Below are 17,603 nucleotides of genomic sequence, written 5' to 3'. Positions count from 1 at the left end.
TTCCGTTACCTTCCTGTTAAGTAGCTAAACTTTATCATAATTTGCATAATTCCGCAATGGATGGAAGGCTATTTGGGAGGCTGCCGATACTTATCTCTCGGATGTACAATGCTTGGACGGAGGACTGACCCAGGTACCGCTCTCCTTACAATAATATGACTGAATGCCCGTGGATTAAATGGTAAGAGCGGCCATAAATACGGGGCATTTAACGGACGCAAGCTCGCCAAAAAGAGAATAAAGATTGTTGAACCAATAATCAACCCTGGCGCTTTAAAAAAGGCGACCAAAATGAGTAAAACCATTCGCACCATTTTATTCGCAACACTTAATTCATAGCTCGGAGTTGAAAATGTTCCAATTGCAGCGAAGGAAATATACAAAATGACCTCTGGATTGAACAAACCAACATCAATCGCAATTTGTCCAATAAGAACAGCAGCAATTAATCCCATTGCTGTCGAAAGTGGTGTTGGCGTATGAATTGCAGCAATCCTTAAAAACTCCACCCCAAGATCCGCAATGAGCAACTGATAGATTAACGGGATTTCTGATTGTTCATTAGGACCGATAAAAGCTAATGCAGATGGGAGCATGGACGGCTCTTGAGCAAATAAAAACCATAAAGGTAAAATAAAAAGCGATGCCCAAATCCCTAAAAATCTCGTCCAACGGACAAATGTCCCGACAGCAGGTGATTGGCGATACTCTTCCGCATGCTGAACATGATGAAAAAAGGTAGTCGGAGTAATCATAATGCTTGGTGATGTATCAATATATATAAGTACATGCCCCTCGAGTAAATGAATCGAACCGACATCAGCCCGTTCTGTATATCGAACTAACGGATATGGATTGTAGCCTTGCTTCATAATAAATTCTTCAACCGTTTTATCCGCCATCGTAATTCCGTCGATATCTATATTTTTTATTTCCTTCTTAATTGTTTCTATCAATTGTGGGTTGGCTACATCGGATAAATATCCAATCGCAATATCTGTTTTCGATCGTTCCCCAATTGTAAAAATTTCAAAGCGAAGTCTCTCATCGCGAATTCTTCTTCGCGTTAAGGCCGTGTTTACAATTATATTCTCAACATATCCATCGCGTGAACCACGAACAACCTTCTCAGTGTCTGGCTCCTCTGGTTGTCGACCTGGATAGCTGCGCACATCAATGATAAACGCGGATCCTTCACCTTCGACTACAACGGCTAATAATCCAGATAACACTTGGTCAACCATTTCGTCACTCGTCTTAACGACTTCAACTGAGTCGTGTACAAGTCGGTTTTCAATTAATTTTCCGATTTCTTTCGTCGGTTTTTCAACATCGTTTAAATTGACGAGCTCTTTAATAATTTCAATGACATAAAGTGAATCAGTCAGCCCGTTCACGTAGTATAAATGAACATTTGTCTTCAAAACGATTAACTTACGGATTCCCAAATCAAAGGATGTGCCTAAACCGATACGTTTTTCAAAGAATTGTTCAAGCCGGTCAAGATCTTTATCAATTTTCCTTTTTTCCTTCTTCCCTTCGTTTGCCATTCATATCTACTCCCGTAATTTCTGTATTATTACGTTAGTATGTAGCAAGTAAATCGATTCAATGCGTGATTAATACAAAAAAAGAACACAAGGCATACTCTATGTATCCATGTGTTCTTTCATTTGCTCTAATATTTTCTTTTCTAGCCGTGATACTTGGACTTGTGAAATTCCGAGGCGTTCCGCTACTTCCGATTGGGTTCGATCTTTATAATATCGCAAGTAGACAATGAGCCGTTCACGTTCCTCAAGATCGCGAATCGCTTCCTTTAAGGCAATTTTATCAAACCATTTCTGCTCGTTCTGATCAGCAATTTGATCCATTAATGTAATCGGATCACCATCATTTTCATAAACCGTTTCGTGGATCGAAGCCGGTTTCCTTCCGGCATCTTGCGCCATAATGACATCCTCACGAGAAACATCTAAATGGGCAGCAATCTCATTAACAGTCGGAATTTTCCCATGTAGCTTCGATAATTCATCTTTCGCTCTGCGAATTCGGTTGCTTAGCTCCTTTAAGGAGCGGCTCACTTTTACCGTCCCGTCATCGCGAATAAATCGCTGAATTTCACCAATAATCATTGGAACAGCATACGTTGAAAACTTCACATCGTAAGATAGATCAAATTTATCAACCGATTTCAACAGCCCAATGCTGCCGATTTGAAATAAATCATCTGGCTCATACCCGCGGTTTAAAAAACGCTGGACAACTGACCAGACAAGCCTCACATTTTTTTCAACCAGCAGATCACGAGCGTCTTGATCCCCCGCCTGGCTCCTTCTAATATATTCCTTTACCTCAGCATCTTTTAAAAAGCCCTGATTTGGCTCTTTTTTAAGTTCCACATCCATAGGCTCGGCTCCTTAATTGCATAGCGCTTTGTTTTTCGTTACATATTTGATTAAACGAATCGTTGTGCCTGTACCAAGGTGTGATTCTACTTCGAGATGATCCATAAAATTTTCCATAATCGTAAAGCCCATCCCTGAACGCTCCAATTCCGGCTTTGTTGTAAATAAAGGTTGGCGCGCCTCTTCAATGTCTGAAATACCGACTCCATTATCGCGGATAACAAGATCGATCATTCCGTCTTCAATTGCCACTGAAATATATACAATTCCGGCAGGATTTTGCTCGTAACCGTGGATGATTGCATTCGTGACAGCCTCCGATACGACCGTTTTTATTTCCGTCAGCTCATCCATCGTCGGGTCAAGCTGGGCAATAAATGCGGCAACGGTGATGCGAGCAAATGATTCGTTCTCACTTAATGCACTAAATTGAATTTGCATTTCATTTCTCATCGACTACGCAACCCCCAATCTTTCAAGCGCATATTGCTCAGATGTTTCCAGTTTAATAATTTTGAAAAGACCTGACATATCGAAAAGCCGTTTAATCGGAGGAGAAATTGCGCAGACAACCATCTCTCCATGTCTTAATTTAATTTGTTTATACCTGCCTAAAATGACCCCTAACCCAGAGCTATCCATAAATAATAGCTTTTCCAAATTTAAAACGAGATGAACGATATTGTACTTTTCAATCGCTTCAGTTACCTTATCCTTGACTTCTCCCGCCGTATGATGATCCAATTCACCCGAAAGCCTAATACAGAGAACTTTTTGTCTTACTTCCAAATCAATTGTTAGACTCACTATTGAATGCCTCCTTTGTTTTCTCTGGCGCATAATGAGTCAATTCTACCTTTAGCGATCCAATTCCTTCTTCATGACAAAACTAGAAGCATTTCGCTAAATTTTTTCCGATTTTCGTTTGTAAAAATCAAACTTATGCAATAATCGGTAAAAGTCGTGCAATTGCTAGATTAGAGATTCCCACTGATTAATTTGAATGAGTAAACATACCAAATGCCCGTTTATATAGTTGCCACCAAGATGCGCGTTTGACATCGGCATCGGCAATGAGCGGGGATTTCGATAGCTCTTTCCCATCTTTTAATACGATAAGTGTGCCAACTTGGTCACCTTTTTTCACCGGTGCAGAAATACTCTTATCAAGCTTTACTTCTGTCGTAATTTGATCGGTTTTTTCGCCTTTTTTAATTAATGCGGCGATCGAATCTTTCGTCACTGCTTGCACTTCTTTTTTACTACCTTTGCTCACTTTTACTTTTCCTAAAGCTTTTCCTTTTTTATGAATCGCATGGGTAGCATATTGAGAAAAGGAATAATCAAGCATTTTCGTTACTTGTGCGTTTCTACTTTTTGATGTGGGCGCTCCAAAAACAACGGCAATGACACGCATTCCATCTTTCATCGCAGTAGCCGTTAAACAATATTTCGCTTCACTTGTAAATCCTGTTTTCAGGCCATCAACACCAGGATAAAATTTCACAAGTTTATTCGTATTGACAAGCCAGAACTTCTTATCTGTATTTTCACGTAAATAGCCTTCATATACTTTTGTAAAATCAATGATTTTTTCATGGTGCAACAATTCCTTCGCCATCATCGCCATATCATATGCCGTACTATAATGATCCTTCTCAGGTAGTCCGGTTGTATTTTTGAATTGAGTATCATTTAACCCTAACTTTTTGGCGCGTTTATTCATCATGTCAATGAAGCCTTCTTCACTTCCTGCAATATGCTCTGCCATTGCAACAGAAGCGTCATTGGCTGACACAACTGCAATTCCCATCAACATTTCCTTTACTGTCATTTCCTCGCCTGGCTCAAGGAAAATTTGCGATCCACCCATTGATGCAGCATGCTCACTTGTTCGAACTTGATCATCCATTGATATTTGACCAGATTCAATCGCTTCCATAATCAATAACATCGTCATGATCTTCGTCATGGATGCTGGCGGAAGCTTTTCATGAACATTTTTTTCATATAAAATCGTTCCCGTATCCTTTTCGATTAAAATTGCGGATTTCGAATCATCTGATAGTTCTGCTTGTTTTTCTTCAGCAAAAACGGTTTGGGAAAATAAAGAAAATATAATAAACAAACTGATAACAGGACTAAGCAATTTTTTCAAGTTGACCCCTCCTTATATGAAATGTTTTCCATAGCCCCATTGTCCCCCGAGAAGTTTTTTTTATACTATCAAAAATAAAAAAAGAAAAGGTTCAAATATATATAAGTTGAAATAAATAATATACATAAAATACGGGAAGTAATCACCGGTGATTTTCGGTCAGATGGACGCTTTCTTACCTTTAATCAACTGTTTTTTCAGGAGTTCTTTTCCATTTTTCAGGTTGAACTTGGATATCGATTTGCACTTCAGGCACTTTACTTTCCGCAGGGCGACGGTGAAAGGATGTTGATCACCAAGGCGTTGCCACACGATGTGGCGCCCTTTAGGCTTCGTTCCTTAAAACGGCCTTGCGGGGACTCACCTGTCCCGCTAGACATTGAATATGGTACAACTACACGAAGGAAATGCAGAGCATTTCCGAGGCTGCCTTTCACTACAATCACCTAGGTATGTATCTGTTTGGAGGTTAGTTAGGTATGTTTTAGTGCGAAAATCTTTTGCTTATATAATTGGAAAATCTTCATTCAATTTAAATAGAAATGAGAAAAAACTGTCCTTCAAAATTGAAAGACAGTTTTAAGTGGTGTAATGATAAAGTTTTATTTCATGTTTTCAACAAGCGCTTTGACGAACCTTAAAAAATCCGCTTTTACTTTTTCCGTCGTTTCAATGACTTCCTCATGTGTAAGCGGCTGGTCGAGCATGCCCGCAGCGAGGTTGGAAATGCATGATATTCCGAGTACGTCTAATCCTGCATGACGAGCTACGATCACTTCAGGGACAGTCGACATCCCGACTGCATCACCGCCAAAATGACGAATCATTTTTACCTCTGCTGGCGTTTCATACATCGGCCCGGGATTGCCAACGTAAACCCCTTCTTGAATCGCAATGCCAAGCCGATTTGCTGTTTCTTTTGCAAATTGAATAAGCTTTTTGTTATAAGGCTCAGACATGTCGGGAAATCGAGCACCGAATCGCTCTTCATTGGGGCCAATCAATGGATTGCCGCCCATTTGATTAATATGGTCGGTAATGATCATTAAATCACCGGGATTAAACGTTTCATTCACCCCACCAGCCGCATTTGTTACGATCAATCTACTAACGCCGAGCAACTTCATCACCCGAACTGGAAAAGTTACTTCGGAAAAATGATAACCTTCATAATAATGAAAGCGCCCTTGCATCGCAATCACTTGCTTGCCTTGCAAACGCCCGATCACGAGCTGACCCACATGACCTTCAACGGTTGAAACGGGAAAATGCGGGATTTGCTCGTATGGAATCTTAATTGGCTCCTCAATTTCCTCTGCCAAAATTCCCAACCCTGACCCAAGGATCAAGCCGATTTCGGGGCTTACTGAATATTTTTCTTGAATAAATTGTGCAGCTTGTTCAATTTTATTATACATTTCCTTACTCCTTTATTTTTAATTCCTCTAAAAAGCTCGTCCCATGTCCGTCCCAAGCAACATTGAAATTATGGGCAATTGTGGCACCTACATCAGCAAACGTTGTTCGAAGCGGCAATTCTCCCCCTAATTGGAACTGCTTAGAATAAACGAGCAAAGGTACAAACTCCCGTGTATGATCTGTCCCGTGATGGGTCGGATCGTTTCCATGATCAGCTGTAATGATCAATAAATCCTCGTCCTTCATCTTTGCATACAGTTCCGGTAAACGTTCATCAAATTGTTCGAGCGCTTTTCCATACCCTTCTGGATCACGACGATGTCCGTATACCGCATCAAAATCAACGAGATTTACAAAGCTAAGACCTGTAAACACTTGATCGGCTATATCGATCAATTTATCCATCCCGTCCATATTAGAGACCGTTCTCACCGATTGAGTAATTCCTTCACCATCATAAATATCATGAATTTTTCCGATGGCAATCACATCGTAGCCATCGTCTTTTAATGCATTCATTACCGTTCTTTCAGAAGGCTTTAATGCATAGTCATGGCGATTCGCTGTACGTTGAAATTGACCGGGTGAGCCGATAAATGGACGTGCGATTACGCGCCCGACTTTAAATTCTTCAGCTAATGTTAATTCTCGGGCTGTTTCACAAATGTGATATAATTCCTCGATCGGCACGATTTCTTCATGTGCGGCAATTTGTAAGACCGAATCAGCGGATGTATAGACAATAATTGCCCCTGTCTTCATATGTTCCTCACCTAGCTGGTCAATGATTTCTGTTCCGCTTGCTGGTATGTTTCCAATGATTCCGCGACCGGTTCTTTGTTCTAGCTCTGAAAGGAGTGCGGGCGGAAAACCATTTGGAAACACTTGAAAAGGCTTCTCGGTAATCAGACCCATTATTTCCCAATGACCAGTCATCGTATCTTTTCCATTTGATGCTTCTTGCATTTTTGTATAAAAGCCATACGGCTGTTCCACTTTTTCGATCCCTTTTATTTCTTTAATATTGGAAAGACCAAGCTTTTCCATATTCGGCATATGTAAACCGTTCATCTTTTCAGCAATATGACCGAGCGTATCTGCCCCTAAATCATCAAATTTACCTGCATCCGGCGCTTCACCAATTCCAACCGAATCCAATACGATTAAATGCACTCGTTTAAACATGCTGCTTCCTCCTCAAATTTAGATTGCACGTAATTGTATCATACCCTCAATTAAACAAGAAAAAAACCGCCAGCTTGCGGTTTTAACATTTTTATTTACGAAAATTACGCATATAGCTCCCCTACGACTTACCTAATCGTACGATGCCACTTGTATAACAACGCATGGGTTTAGCCATTACTTTCATTAACAGGAAACTTACTTTTCTGCATCTATCATGCCCTTGGATGATATTTCGTATATACGTCCTTCAGTCTAGTTTTCGTTACATGTGTGTAAATTTGGGTCGTTGAAATATCAGCATGGCCGAGCATTTCTTGAACCGCTCGTAAATCAGCCCCATTTTCTAGTAAATGGGTCGCAAAGGAATGGCGCAATGTATGTGGTGTTAGTTCTTTTTCAATCTTAGCTTCGGCCGCAAGTCGTTTTATGATTTTCCAAAAGCCTTGACGCGTTAGCCGATTGCCATGATGATTTAAAAAGAGTGAATCGGTTTTATGTTTCGCACTTCGTAATTTTGGGCGAGCATCCCGTAAATAGCTCTCAATGATATCCGTTGCATATTGTCCAATCGGAATAATTCGCTCTTTATTCCCTTTTCCGATACAGCGAACAAACCCCATCGTTAAATGAACATTTTCTAAATCTAAATTGATTAATTCGCTTACCCGAATTCCGGTTGCATATAAAATTTCAAGCATCGCCCGATCACGCAATCCGATTGGAGTCGATAAATCCGATGCCTCCAATAAGGATTCCACCTCAGGAAAACTTAACACTTTAGGCAGATTTCGATCTTTTTGCGGTGTTTCAATATGTACGGAAGGGTCTTGCTCGACCGCTTTTTCTCTCAATAAAAATTGATGAAAGGCTCGAACTGAAGCAATATGGCGGGCGAGCGTACTTGCTGACTTTCCTTGTTCTTTTAATAAGCTTAAAAAATGCAAAATATGAATGCGTGAAACATCATTTAAAGAAGATAATTGCTCGACTTCAACAATGTATTTTAAATAATGCTTTAAATCGCGTTCATAGGAAACAATTGTATTTTGGGCTAGTCCCTTTTCTACAACCATAAAGTGGATAAAATCTTGAAGATGATCATTCATTGATTATTACTCTCCATTTCGATAAAAAAGCAATAGACGATGATACCAGTCATTTTCCTGATCTTTCATTGGCTGAAATGCTTTTACAGCTGTTCCTTCTGGCTCATCATAACGTCGATAATTTTCATACTCTTGATGTATCCACATGATACCATAATAAAAGAGAATGGTGCATCCAACAAATAGCAAAAACAGACGAATTGATTGGAAGAAGAATTTCATGATCTGTTTCATATATGATCAGTCCTTTAAATAATTTCTCATTTCATCTGTTACACTATATGCCCTGCTTGTCTAAATTTATTCATGTTGGAAGAAACTCTTTAAAAAGCGGGGTGGATCGAGAGCCCAGGCATCGTTGGGACATAGCCCGTGTTATCTTGCGTCGATACCGCATAAAGATTACAAGTTTTCATTCGATTTATAAAAACAACGAAAAAAGCCTTTTCCGTTAAAAGGAAAAGGCTTTTTATTCTTTCGGTTCTTCTGTTTCTTCTTTTTCGTGACATCGATGGCAAATGCCATGAAATGTAAGTCTATGATCCTTTATTTTAAAATTCCAGTCACGTTCAACAATTTTTTCTACATCCCCAAGTAAGTCTTCTTGAATTTCATCCACTGCACCACATTCGATACAAACTAAATGATGGTGAAAATGTGCCGCACCTTCCCGACGTAAATCGTAGCGTGAAACACCATCGCCAAAATTAATTTTATCGACAATTTTTAATTCGGTTAAAAGCTCCAACGTTCGATAGACGGTTGCAAGGCCGATCTCCGGAGATTTTACCTTTACAAGCAAATAAACATCTTCCGCGCTCATATGATCCTCTTCATGTTCAAGCAACACCCGAACCGTGGCCTCACGCTGGGGAGTAAGCTTATAGCTTGCGGAATGCAGTTGTTTCTTTATACGATCAATGCGACTTTCCATACGTCAGTATCCTCCCTCGCCACTATCCACTACATTATAGCAGATGCAAGGGGAGAATCAAACGAAAATGATACTAAACCCTCGTCTTATTCACTTAGATTTATTTTGTAAACGCAGTAATCATTGATTTCATAAGCACAGGTGAAATGTATGCCTCGATGCTTGCCGCCACCGTAATGAGTGCCACGGCCGCTACATAGACTAAAACATAGCTCGCAAAGGCCGGTGCTAATTGAATTGAAAAGCTTTGTCTCATAAAAATTTTCCTAATTAACTTCATCGAGAAGCCAATTGAACAAACACCGATAAACATTATGACGGGAATGATGAATAAATTTTGCGGCAATAACGAAACAAACGAAAGCAACAATCCATTCCATCCCATTTGACTGACAAGAAATCCTACGGAGAAGCCAACGATAATTCCTTTTATGAAAACTAATATAAAAATAAGCGGAAAGCCAATGATCGAAATGCCTAATATCCACATAAAACCGGTAAATTTTACATTATGCAAAAAGCTTAGTTTTAGCAGTTCTTCAGGAGGCACCATCTTTCCGCTTGAAACTTGTGTAAAAAACTGATTCAAATAATAAAAGAGATCATCTTTTTGCGAGGCTGATAAGCTATTAACGAGGATTGCTCCAAAAATAATCCCCATTAAAAATAACACCATAATAAATGTATAAATCGGAAAATTTTCTTGGATATGTCTCGTTATAAAATTAGAAGAGAATCGATTGCGCATAATTTGCTGCCCCCTGTTCTGCGATTGTTACATCTTATGTGGGACAGGCATTCGTTATGACTTTGCTTATGTTATTTTCCCATATTTCCCTCCACCGCCTGCGGAAATGACAAGCTCCCCATTTCTAGCTTTCACAATTAGTTTAGCTAATGCTGGCTTTACTACCTCCATTAATTCCTCTTCACTTACATGGTGCAATATATTCATTTCCGTGCCAAAGTAATTAAACAGCTTTTCTAATGTTTTTGGCCCTAATCCCGGAATGAAGTCCAATGGCACTTGATGAATATAAGATGGGCGATGTGGCGGCGCTTCGTCGTTCGTTGCCAGTTCTGTAATTCGCTCGGAAACACCTTTTGTCCATTTTTCCGAGCCGCATACATGACAAACATGACCACTCCAAGGAGTAAAACATTGTGCACATGCCGTTCGGTAATATTTCCCTAAATATGGGTCCAATCCATAATTCGCTACGATTTCATTTTCCCCTTCGTTTTTGAGAGCTTCTTTCAACGCTTGAAAGGTTGGCGCCTCTAAATTCAACGCTTGGTATTCACGAGCAATTTTCGGGAGCGAATGGGCATCGGAATTAGAAATGAATGTATAATCATGTAGCTCAGCAATCTTGTCCGCCATTTCTGTATTGGAGCTTAAACCGAGCTCAACAGCATCAATGAAATCGGGATTGAGTACTTCGGTTAATGATTGGATGACTCCTTTGCCATATAAACTTTTAAACGGTGTAAAAATATGAGCCGGGATAAATAATCCTTCCATTGCTTTTACCTTTTCCTGCAACACTTGAGCGTCTTCATACATTCTTTGTGTACTTAATTGAAGATTGGTCACCCGCTTTGATAGCCAAGCAGAAAATTCTTTCATCGCTTCAAGCGTCGGAAAATAAGCAAGCACATGTATCGGTCCATGGCAATGCTGATCATACACTTCTATTTCAGAGCCGGGAATGAGGGTAACCTCATCCAGAAATCTTAAGCCACCTGCTTCCATTTCCACTAAATCGCCGCTTTTGATCAATCCTTCCATTTCTTCGATGACTTCAGGGGAATGACAATCAATGACACCAACGATGTCTAACCCTTTAGGAAACTTCGCCGTCTCAAGAATATTTGTGAGCGTAAGATTTTTCGCAGCCGTAATTTTCACTGGTTTCCCGCGATACGTTCTTCCAATATGAATATGCAGATCTGCAAAACATAGACTCATCTAGTAGCTGACCTCCCCATTTCTAATTGTAAGTGTGACACAGCATAAACCGTTTTTGCATCAAAGATTTTTTGTTCCTGTACTGCTTGCTGCGCTTGTTCTAACGTAAGCTCGTACAGCTCGACAAATTCATCCTCATCACCACTTGGCGGTTGCTCAAGCTTCGTTAGCCCTGTTGCAACATAAAGATGGATAAGCTCATCCGCAAAGCCTGGAGATGTATAAAATGAGATCAGATGCTCCAACTTTTTCGCAGCATATCCCGTTTCTTCTTCAAGCTCTCGCGCTGCGGTAATTTCCGGTTTTTCCCCTTGTTCCATTTTCCCGGCCGGAATTTCAAGCAATGATCTTTCAAGCGCTTTTCGATATTGTTCCACCATTACAATTTTATTTTCATCGGTTAAAGCAATAACCGCAACGGCACCTGGATGTTTGATTATTTCTCTTTTGGCAATTTTCCCATCAGGAAGCTCGACATCATCCACTTGCAAGCGAATGATCTTCCCTACAAAAATCTCTTCCGTATGAATCGTCTTCTCTTCGAATTTTTTCATCATTTCCCACTCCTCTATACAAACTGCAATCATCATATCATACGATACTTGAAACATTCCTTTTGTTTATCTTGACCCAAATCCAGTATTATAAAGAAAAGAAGAAAAGGTGGGATTTTTGATGGAAAAACGGCGCTTAGGCAAATCGGATTTATACGTTTCTTCATTAGCACTCGGTTGCATGTCACTCGGTACAGATGAAAATCAAGCGGCAAATATTATTCAGGCAGCATTAGAGGAGGGTATTAATTATTTCGATACGGCCGATTTATACGATTACGGTGTAAATGAAGCAATTGTCGGCAAAACACTTGCGCCTCAACGTGATCAGGTGATCATCGCAACGAAGGTCGGGAATCGCTGGAATGACACAAAGAGTGGCTGGTATTGGGACCCTTCCAAAGCATACATAAAGGAAGCCGTCAAAAATAGCTTACGGAGATTGCAAACCGATTATATTGATCTATATCAACTTCATGGTGGGACGATTGAAGATCGGATCGACGAAACGATCGAAGCATTTGAGGAATTAAAATCAGAAGGATTGATCCGAGAATATGGAATTTCTTCCATTCGCCCCAATGTCATCCGCAGATTTATCGAAGATTCTTCCATCGTTAATGTGATGATGCAATATAGCTTATTGGATCGACGTCCGGAGGAAACAATGAGTGCATTAAAAGAACATCAGATTAGCGTCGTAACGAGAGGCTCAGTCGCAAAAGGTTTATTAAGCGATCGGACGCTGGCGATGATCGAGGCTGGCGAAGACTTTGCTGAAAAAGGCTATCTTGATTACACTCATACAGAAATAAAACAGCTGCTTGAAAGTGTGAAAGCGAAAATACGTTCACGCTCCATGACTGAGATCGCCCTGCAGTTCAATTTAAAAAATGAAACAGTTGCGGCGGTCGTTACAGGGGCAAGCTCAGTCAAGCAAATTCAAGCAAACGCTAAAGCGGTTCAAGCTCCGTTACTAACAGATGAAGAGCTTACAGTATTACAATCGCTCACAAAGACACAATTATATGCTGAGCATCGCTAATGAACAAAAGCGCAAGCGCCCGTTTAGCGACGTACTTCCTTTCGCGATTCTGACGAGATTCTATGGGATCAACGGCTAAAACCGCCACGTCCTGTGGCAACGCCGTTGTGACCTGCATCCGGCAGGCCTAAACACGGCTTCGATAGAGCCGATGTTGACTTATCGTAGGAAGAAGAGTGAAGTTTGCTAGTCGCTGGGCGACTGGAGCTAGACGTAGATTGCTCCAATCGAAATTGGCCACAAGCAAGTATTTTATAATTAACTAGATAATGAAAAAATTCCGTTTTAACGTTATTTTTATGAAACAATCCTTCGTTATATGGTATACTTTGCTATAAGGAAGGTGAAGATTTACATGATTGGTGAACGTATACGTGAATATCGAAAGCAAAGAGGAATGTCTTTATCCGAATTGGCTGAAAAAGCCGGAGTTGCTAAATCGTATTTAAGCTCGATTGAAAGAAGGATCCAATCAAATCCTTCCATCCAATTTTTGGAGAAAATTTCAGCTGTATTAGGCATTCCCGTAAATTCTCTACTCCACGGTGAATCTCATCATAATGAAAGCAACACTCAACTTGATCACGATTGGGAAGTGCTCGTCCGAGAGGCAATGGCTTCTGGCGTATCTAAACAAGAATTCCGAGAATTTCTTGAATTTAACAAATGGAAAATGCAAAATAAATAACTAAAAAAAACGTTCTGATGACCTTATGTCATCAGAACGTTTTTTTTAGTTTATTATCGATGAACTATCCTATATGAAAACCCCAATATTGAAGAAACGCCTAAACATTTTTTATAGTTCCTTGGTACTTACAAGAAATGCTCTAATCTCTTCTTTCGTCAACCCTATTTTTTTTGCTTCTAATATAAGTCTTGCCCATTCTTGATCAAGTGACTTCACTTCTACTACTGTATCCTTCACACTTTCCCCCCCAAAAATGGATCGTATTTAAGGTAACCCGGCCATCATTGTATTTTCATACTTTAGATCCGTGATTTTGCGTCCCCATCTTTCAATGGGTTTGCCCTTTTCTATGTAATGTATAATGATATTCTATGACAGATTCATTATTTAATGTGTTACTTTTTGTCTACTCGAAAAATTCATCGGACAAGTTTATTACCCAATAATCGACAAGATTCAGCAACATCATTTACATATAGCAAAGGAAAGACGCTGAAATCGGTTCTTCACGTAGATGTTTCAGTCGAATCCCTTTTATGTTCATAGAAAAACTACCTAATACTTTTGTCTTTTTGGAGTGTGTGATCACAAGCAACAGTTTGTTATTCCTATTACAAAATATATACCCTTTTGAAAACGAGGAAAACTTCGCATTTTTGCTTTCTTATAAACCCTTTTCTTCTTTTCACGCTTCACATTCTAAATATAAGACATTGCATATTACTTAAAATCGTGCCAATTCAATGATGTTTCATTTAATAGCTCTTCGAACGATTTATTTTTTTCCTTTTGTTTTCTTTCCTCAAGCAATTGTCTTTTTTCAGCCGCTTTTTTCTGTTCTTCTTTTTCAAGCAAATTATGTTTTGTTTCTTTTAATTTGTCGAGAATATTTTGATCCAATCCATCTGCCAACGTAACAGCTTGGTCTTTTTCTTTTTTGATTTGCTTTTGTCCTCTCTTTTTAGCCATTGTTTATTCTCCCCTTCCAGTTCATACTTTCAAAAGCTCTTTTTATTCCTTATAATAAGATGTAAATGAAACTTTTTTTGATCGCAAACCGTAGTAATAAGGTAATAGTACGAGACAGGAGTCGATGCAATATGAAATCATTATTAACGTTTTTTCTTGGAATGTTTACTACGGCTGGAGCAATCTTTCTATGGGTGATCTTATTTTTCGGTTTCGATCTGCCGTTTCTAAACGCTTCTATTATATCGTTAACGACTGGATTGTTCACGTTTTTTAGTGTGAAGCTCGTTACCGAATACCAATTTTTAAAGAAAAACAATTTAACAAGAAAAGATTATGTATATATCCAAAAAAATTTAGATGAAGCAAAAAAGAAAATCAATCGCCTGCAAAAAGCGTTCTTTTCTGTTCGTACAATGGGTGCATTTAAGCAATTGTATGAGCTCAATAAATTAGTAAAACGAATGCATTCGATTGTTAGTAAGGATCCTCGCCGCTTTTACCAATCGGAACGGTTTTTCTTTTACCATTTAGATTCAGTCGTTGAGCTTTCTGAGCGCTATGCGGATCTTGCCGCTCAACCGATAAAAAATGATACGATCTATCTATCATTGAAAGAGACGCAAAGTACTTTAGGAGATTTAAGTGAATCGATTAAAAAGGATATTTACGATGCGCTCTCGAATGATATTGATGAATTGAATTTTGAACTTGATGTTGCAAAACATTCGTTAAAAAAACTCGAATACAACCCTCTTGATGATGAAAGGAGCAAGAAAGAATGACAGAACAAAATAAAAACACGAATACAATGGTAGATACAGATTTTTCAAGCGGATTGGACGATCTGCTTGCCAACCCATTTGGTGAGCAAGAGCTTGTCCCGCTTGAGCAAGAATCGGTGCAAACCCAACCAAAACCGGTACGGCTCGTTGATAGCCTACCTGAAGAAAATAAAAAGCGTGCGCTTGAGCTGTCAAAACAAATTGATCCTAGCAACCACCAAGCTGTTATTGGTTATGGGACACAAGCACAATCTCAATTATTAAATTTTTCAAGCTCCATGCTTGATCATGTACAAAATAAAGACATTGGACCAATTGGTGATATTTTAAGCGAATTAATGGGCAAGCTTCGCGATGTAAATCCAGAAGAACTTGCACCGGAAAAAAAGAACTTTTTCGCAAAAATGTTCGGCAAAATTTCTAACTCGATGAATGAGGTCATGTCAAAATACCAAAAAACTGGTGCGCAAATTGATCGAATTAGCGTAAAGCTAAACCAATCGAAAGAAGTTTTATTAACAGATGTAAAAACACTTGAACAATTGTATGAGAAAAACAAGGAATATTTTCACGCCTTAAATATTTATATTGCAGCAGGTGAGTTAAAAATTGAAGAAATGCGTACTGAATTGATTCCTCGTTTAAAGCAAAAAGCAGAATCTAGTGGGGATCAAATGGCTTATCAAGAAGTGAATGATATGATTCAGTTCGCTGATCGATTGGAAAAGCGTTTATACGATTTGAAATTAAGCAGACAAATTACGATTCAAAGCGCCCCACAAATTAGATTGATTCAAAATACGAATCAGGCACTGGCTGAAAAAATCCAGACGTCAATCATGACGGCAATCCCACTTTGGAAAAATCAAATTGCGATTGCATTAACGCTCATTCGTCAACGCCAAGCCGTTGAAGCACAGAAACAAGTGTCGCAAACAACGAATGATTTATTATTAAAAAATGCAGAGATGTTAAAAACAAACACGATTGAAACGGCTCGTGAAAACGAACGTGGCCTCGTCGACATCGAAACATTGAAAAAAACCCAATCAAACTTAATTTCAACCTTGGAAGAAACGATCAAAATTCAGCAAGAAGGCCGAGCAAAACGTGCACAAGCCGAACAAGAACTTGTTTCCATGGAAAACGAATTGAAGCAAAAACTGCTTAAGATGACATAAGCAAAGCAAATAAAGGATGAAATTCGCTCTTTGCGAAGAATGTGAAGCTACCGAAATCTAATGTTCGGTAGCTTTTTTAAAAATGTTGGACTCACAACATTGCTCATCTTCAAATCATTATTGAAGAATTACTTCCCTTTTTTTCCGTGCACCAAGGAATAAACATCTATCCATTAAATAAGCTTGGAGTGTGTACTCACAAGCGATTCGTTAGGAGGAATTCCGATGAACCTGCTCGAAAAAGTAACGATCATCGAAGTAGGCCCACGCGATGGTTTGCAAAATGAAGCAAATTTTATTGATACTTCCATTAAACAGCAGTTTATTCATAAGCTAGCTGCCGCTGGAATTAAAAATATGGAAATTACTTCATTCGTTTCACCAAAATGGGTGCCACAAATGAAGGATGCGGCAAATGTGATTCAAACGAGGCCCACTCATATTCAAAGCATCGTGCTCATTCCCAACCAAAAAGGTGCGGAGCTTATTCAAGAAACAGATTGTCATGCCGCAGCAGTTTTTGTCGGTGTCAGCAACACGTTTAATCAAAAGAACATTAATCAATCGACCGAAAGCAGCCTACGGGGGCTAAAACCAATTATTGCTGATTTAAAGCAGAAAGGATTTTTCATAAGGGCATGTATCTCCACCGCCTTTTACTGCCCTTATGAAGGGAAAATAGCTGAGTCCGCTACGCTCAAGCTATGCCAGCAATTTGCTGATTTTGGTGTAGATGAGTTAAGCGTCGCCGATACAATCGGCATGGCAACACCACTCGAATCTTTTTCTTTATTTTCAAAACTGAAGGATAAACTGCCTCATCTGATGCTTTCGGCACATTTTCACGATACGAGAAAAATGGCTTTAGCCAATATTTTTGCCGCCTTACAAGCAGGCATCGACCGGTTTGATTCATCTGCTGGTGGTCTTGGCGGTTGTCCTTTTGCTCCCGGTGCTAGCGGCAATGTTGCTACCGAAGATGTTGTCTATATGCTTAAACGAATGGACATTCAAACCGACATTGATCTCGATCAGCTTGTTGAAGCGATTGACGTGATCGCCCCTTCTCTTTCACATCCGATTCGTACGGGATATTATTCTTTAGCTAAGAAAAAGAATCGTTCTACTCATTGAGGCAATTTCTACCTATTTGTGAGAATTCACCGAAATGTCGGTCATTTTTTGATTGCATA

General features: G+C 39.4%; 20 protein-coding genes and 1 riboswitch. Of the genes, 5 read left to right on the top strand and 15 right to left on the bottom strand.

The genetic code is table 11. The features are described 5' to 3' along the window. Positions 1–68 precede the first annotated feature (68 nt). The 13 genes from KHA95_RS16690 to KHA95_RS16630 form a co-directional block, all read right to left on the bottom strand. The gene (locus tag KHA95_RS16690) at positions 69–1,550 is read right to left on the bottom strand and encodes a spore germination protein (protein WP_213138693.1); all 1,482 of its coding nucleotides are present in this window, start codon (positions 1,548–1,550) and stop codon (positions 69–71) included. A 99-nt stretch (positions 1,551–1,649) separates the two neighbouring features. Further along, positions 1,650–2,408, bottom strand: coding sequence for an RNA polymerase sporulation sigma factor SigF (gene sigF / locus KHA95_RS16685; protein WP_213138692.1), 759 nt, complete (start codon positions 2,406–2,408; stop codon positions 1,650–1,652). Between the two features lie 12 nt (positions 2,409–2,420). Further along, positions 2,421–2,861 (bottom strand): anti-sigma F factor, encoded by a 441-nt coding sequence (gene spoIIAB / locus KHA95_RS16680; protein ID WP_213138691.1) that lies wholly within the window; start codon positions 2,859–2,861, stop codon positions 2,421–2,423. A 3-nt stretch (positions 2,862–2,864) separates the two neighbouring features. Next, complete coding sequence (gene spoIIAA / locus KHA95_RS16675; RefSeq protein ID WP_213138690.1) at positions 2,865–3,215, bottom strand: anti-sigma F factor antagonist; 351 nt, start codon at positions 3,213–3,215, stop codon at positions 2,865–2,867. A gap of 187 nt (positions 3,216–3,402) precedes the next feature. Further along, positions 3,403–4,566 (bottom strand): D-alanyl-D-alanine carboxypeptidase family protein, encoded by a 1,164-nt coding sequence (locus KHA95_RS16670; protein ID WP_213138689.1) that lies wholly within the window; start codon positions 4,564–4,566, stop codon positions 3,403–3,405. Between the two features lie 602 nt (positions 4,567–5,168). Continuing rightward, a complete protein-coding gene (locus KHA95_RS16665) occupies positions 5,169–5,984 on the bottom strand; it encodes a purine-nucleoside phosphorylase (protein ID WP_213138688.1) in 816 nt (271 codons plus the stop codon). Positions 5,985–5,988: 4 nt separating this feature from the next. Beyond that, positions 5,989–7,170, bottom strand: coding sequence for a phosphopentomutase (deoB, locus tag KHA95_RS16660; protein WP_213138687.1), 1,182 nt, complete (start codon positions 7,168–7,170; stop codon positions 5,989–5,991). A gap of 215 nt (positions 7,171–7,385) precedes the next feature. Continuing rightward, a complete protein-coding gene (xerD, locus tag KHA95_RS16655; protein WP_213138686.1) occupies positions 7,386–8,279 on the bottom strand; it encodes a site-specific tyrosine recombinase XerD in 894 nt (297 codons plus the stop codon). A gap of 6 nt (positions 8,280–8,285) precedes the next feature. Continuing rightward, positions 8,286–8,513: a YqzK family protein gene (locus KHA95_RS16650; RefSeq protein ID WP_213138685.1), complete on the bottom strand. Its 228-nt coding sequence runs from the start codon at positions 8,511–8,513 to the stop codon at positions 8,286–8,288. A gap of 235 nt (positions 8,514–8,748) precedes the next feature. Beyond that, positions 8,749–9,213, bottom strand: a complete 465-nt coding sequence (fur, locus tag KHA95_RS16645; protein ID WP_213138684.1) for a ferric iron uptake transcriptional regulator — start codon at positions 9,211–9,213, stop codon at positions 8,749–8,751. Positions 9,214–9,313: 100 nt separating this feature from the next. Beyond that, entirely contained in the window at positions 9,314–9,961 is a 648-nt protein-coding gene (gene spoIIM / locus KHA95_RS16640) for a stage II sporulation protein M (RefSeq protein ID WP_213138683.1), read from the bottom strand. 66 nt (positions 9,962–10,027) lie between these two features. Continuing rightward, positions 10,028–11,185, bottom strand: a complete 1,158-nt coding sequence (locus tag KHA95_RS16635; RefSeq protein ID WP_213138682.1) for an endonuclease Q family protein — start codon at positions 11,183–11,185, stop codon at positions 10,028–10,030. Further along, positions 11,182–11,739: an NUDIX hydrolase gene (locus KHA95_RS16630; protein WP_213138681.1), complete on the bottom strand. Its 558-nt coding sequence runs from the start codon at positions 11,737–11,739 to the stop codon at positions 11,182–11,184. Before KHA95_RS16630 ends, KHA95_RS16635 begins: the two co-directional genes overlap by 4 nt. Positions 11,740–11,860: 121 nt before the next feature. Between KHA95_RS16630 and KHA95_RS16625 the strand changes: the two genes are divergently transcribed. Together KHA95_RS16625 and KHA95_RS16620 are read left to right on the top strand one after the other, a co-directional pair. After that, the gene (locus KHA95_RS16625) at positions 11,861–12,784 is read left to right on the top strand and encodes an aldo/keto reductase (protein ID WP_213138680.1); all 924 of its coding nucleotides are present in this window, start codon (positions 11,861–11,863) and stop codon (positions 12,782–12,784) included. Between the two features lie 355 nt (positions 12,785–13,139). Continuing rightward, a complete protein-coding gene (locus KHA95_RS16620) occupies positions 13,140–13,472 on the top strand; it encodes a helix-turn-helix domain-containing protein (protein ID WP_213138679.1) in 333 nt (110 codons plus the stop codon). Between the two features lie 111 nt (positions 13,473–13,583). Here the strand turns inward: KHA95_RS16620 and KHA95_RS16615 are convergent, their stop codons facing one another. Then, positions 13,584–13,712 carry an anti-repressor SinI family protein gene (locus tag KHA95_RS16615; RefSeq protein WP_213138678.1) on the bottom strand — a complete coding sequence of 43 codons (129 nt, stop codon included), beginning with the start codon at positions 13,710–13,712 and terminating at the stop codon, positions 13,584–13,586. A 28-nt stretch (positions 13,713–13,740) separates the two neighbouring features. Then, a riboswitch (cyclic di-GMP riboswitch) is annotated at positions 13,741–13,827 on the bottom strand. A 368-nt stretch (positions 13,828–14,195) separates the two neighbouring features. After that, positions 14,196–14,444: a YqkE family protein gene (locus KHA95_RS16610; protein ID WP_213138677.1), complete on the bottom strand. Its 249-nt coding sequence runs from the start codon at positions 14,442–14,444 to the stop codon at positions 14,196–14,198. A 131-nt stretch (positions 14,445–14,575) separates the two neighbouring features. Between KHA95_RS16610 and KHA95_RS16605 the strand changes: the two genes are divergently transcribed. The 3 genes from KHA95_RS16605 (at position 14,576) to KHA95_RS16595 (ending at position 17,544) form a co-directional block, all read left to right on the top strand. Next, positions 14,576–15,229 (top strand): 5-bromo-4-chloroindolyl phosphate hydrolysis family protein, encoded by a 654-nt coding sequence (locus KHA95_RS16605; protein WP_213138676.1) that lies wholly within the window; start codon positions 14,576–14,578, stop codon positions 15,227–15,229. Further along, the gene (locus KHA95_RS16600) at positions 15,226–16,410 is read left to right on the top strand and encodes a toxic anion resistance protein (protein WP_213138675.1); all 1,185 of its coding nucleotides are present in this window, start codon (positions 15,226–15,228) and stop codon (positions 16,408–16,410) included. The genes KHA95_RS16605 and KHA95_RS16600 overlap by 4 nt, the downstream gene beginning before the upstream one ends. Before the next feature lie 225 nt (positions 16,411–16,635). Beyond that, positions 16,636–17,544 (top strand): hydroxymethylglutaryl-CoA lyase, encoded by a 909-nt coding sequence (locus tag KHA95_RS16595; RefSeq protein WP_213138674.1) that lies wholly within the window; start codon positions 16,636–16,638, stop codon positions 17,542–17,544. Positions 17,545–17,603: the final 59 nt, after the last annotated feature.

This window comes from Bacillus sp. FJAT-50079 (genome assembly GCF_018343515.1).
Lineage (GTDB): Bacteria > Bacillota > Bacilli > Bacillales > Bacillaceae_C > Lederbergia.
The sequence above is the reverse complement of the archived record's forward strand: the minus strand, read 5'-3'. Positions and strand labels throughout refer to the sequence as shown.

Coding starts and splice junctions, on each gene's coding strand:
- KHA95_RS16650 (WP_213138685.1), bottom strand. CDS start 8,513: ATGAAACAGATCATGAAATTCTTCTTCCAATCAATTCGTCTGTTTTTG.
- KHA95_RS16625 (WP_213138680.1), top strand. CDS start 11,861: ATGGAAAAACGGCGCTTAGGCAAATCGGATTTATACGTTTCTTCATTA.
- KHA95_RS16620 (WP_213138679.1), top strand. CDS start 13,140: ATGATTGGTGAACGTATACGTGAATATCGAAAGCAAAGAGGAATGTCT.
- KHA95_RS16630 (WP_213138681.1), bottom strand. CDS start 11,739: ATGAAAAAATTCGAAGAGAAGACGATTCATACGGAAGAGATTTTTGTA.
- spoIIM (WP_213138683.1), bottom strand. CDS start 9,961: ATGCGCAATCGATTCTCTTCTAATTTTATAACGAGACATATCCAAGAA.
- KHA95_RS16665 (WP_213138688.1), bottom strand. CDS start 5,984: ATGTATAATAAAATTGAACAAGCTGCACAATTTATTCAAGAAAAATAT.
- sigF (WP_213138692.1), bottom strand. CDS start 2,408: ATGGATGTGGAACTTAAAAAAGAGCCAAATCAGGGCTTTTTAAAAGAT.
- xerD (WP_213138686.1), bottom strand. CDS start 8,279: ATGAATGATCATCTTCAAGATTTTATCCACTTTATGGTTGTAGAAAAG.
- KHA95_RS16610 (WP_213138677.1), bottom strand. CDS start 14,444: ATGGCTAAAAAGAGAGGACAAAAGCAAATCAAAAAAGAAAAAGACCAA.
- deoB (WP_213138687.1), bottom strand. CDS start 7,170: ATGTTTAAACGAGTGCATTTAATCGTATTGGATTCGGTTGGAATTGGT.
- KHA95_RS16690 (WP_213138693.1), bottom strand. CDS start 1,550: ATGGCAAACGAAGGGAAGAAGGAAAAAAGGAAAATTGATAAAGATCTT.
- KHA95_RS16635 (WP_213138682.1), bottom strand. CDS start 11,185: ATGAGTCTATGTTTTGCAGATCTGCATATTCATATTGGAAGAACGTAT.
- spoIIAB (WP_213138691.1), bottom strand. CDS start 2,861: ATGAGAAATGAAATGCAAATTCAATTTAGTGCATTAAGTGAGAACGAA.
- KHA95_RS16600 (WP_213138675.1), top strand. CDS start 15,226: ATGACAGAACAAAATAAAAACACGAATACAATGGTAGATACAGATTTT.
- fur (WP_213138684.1), bottom strand. CDS start 9,213: ATGGAAAGTCGCATTGATCGTATAAAGAAACAACTGCATTCCGCAAGC.
- KHA95_RS16595 (WP_213138674.1), top strand. CDS start 16,636: ATGAACCTGCTCGAAAAAGTAACGATCATCGAAGTAGGCCCACGCGAT.
- KHA95_RS16605 (WP_213138676.1), top strand. CDS start 14,576: ATGAAATCATTATTAACGTTTTTTCTTGGAATGTTTACTACGGCTGGA.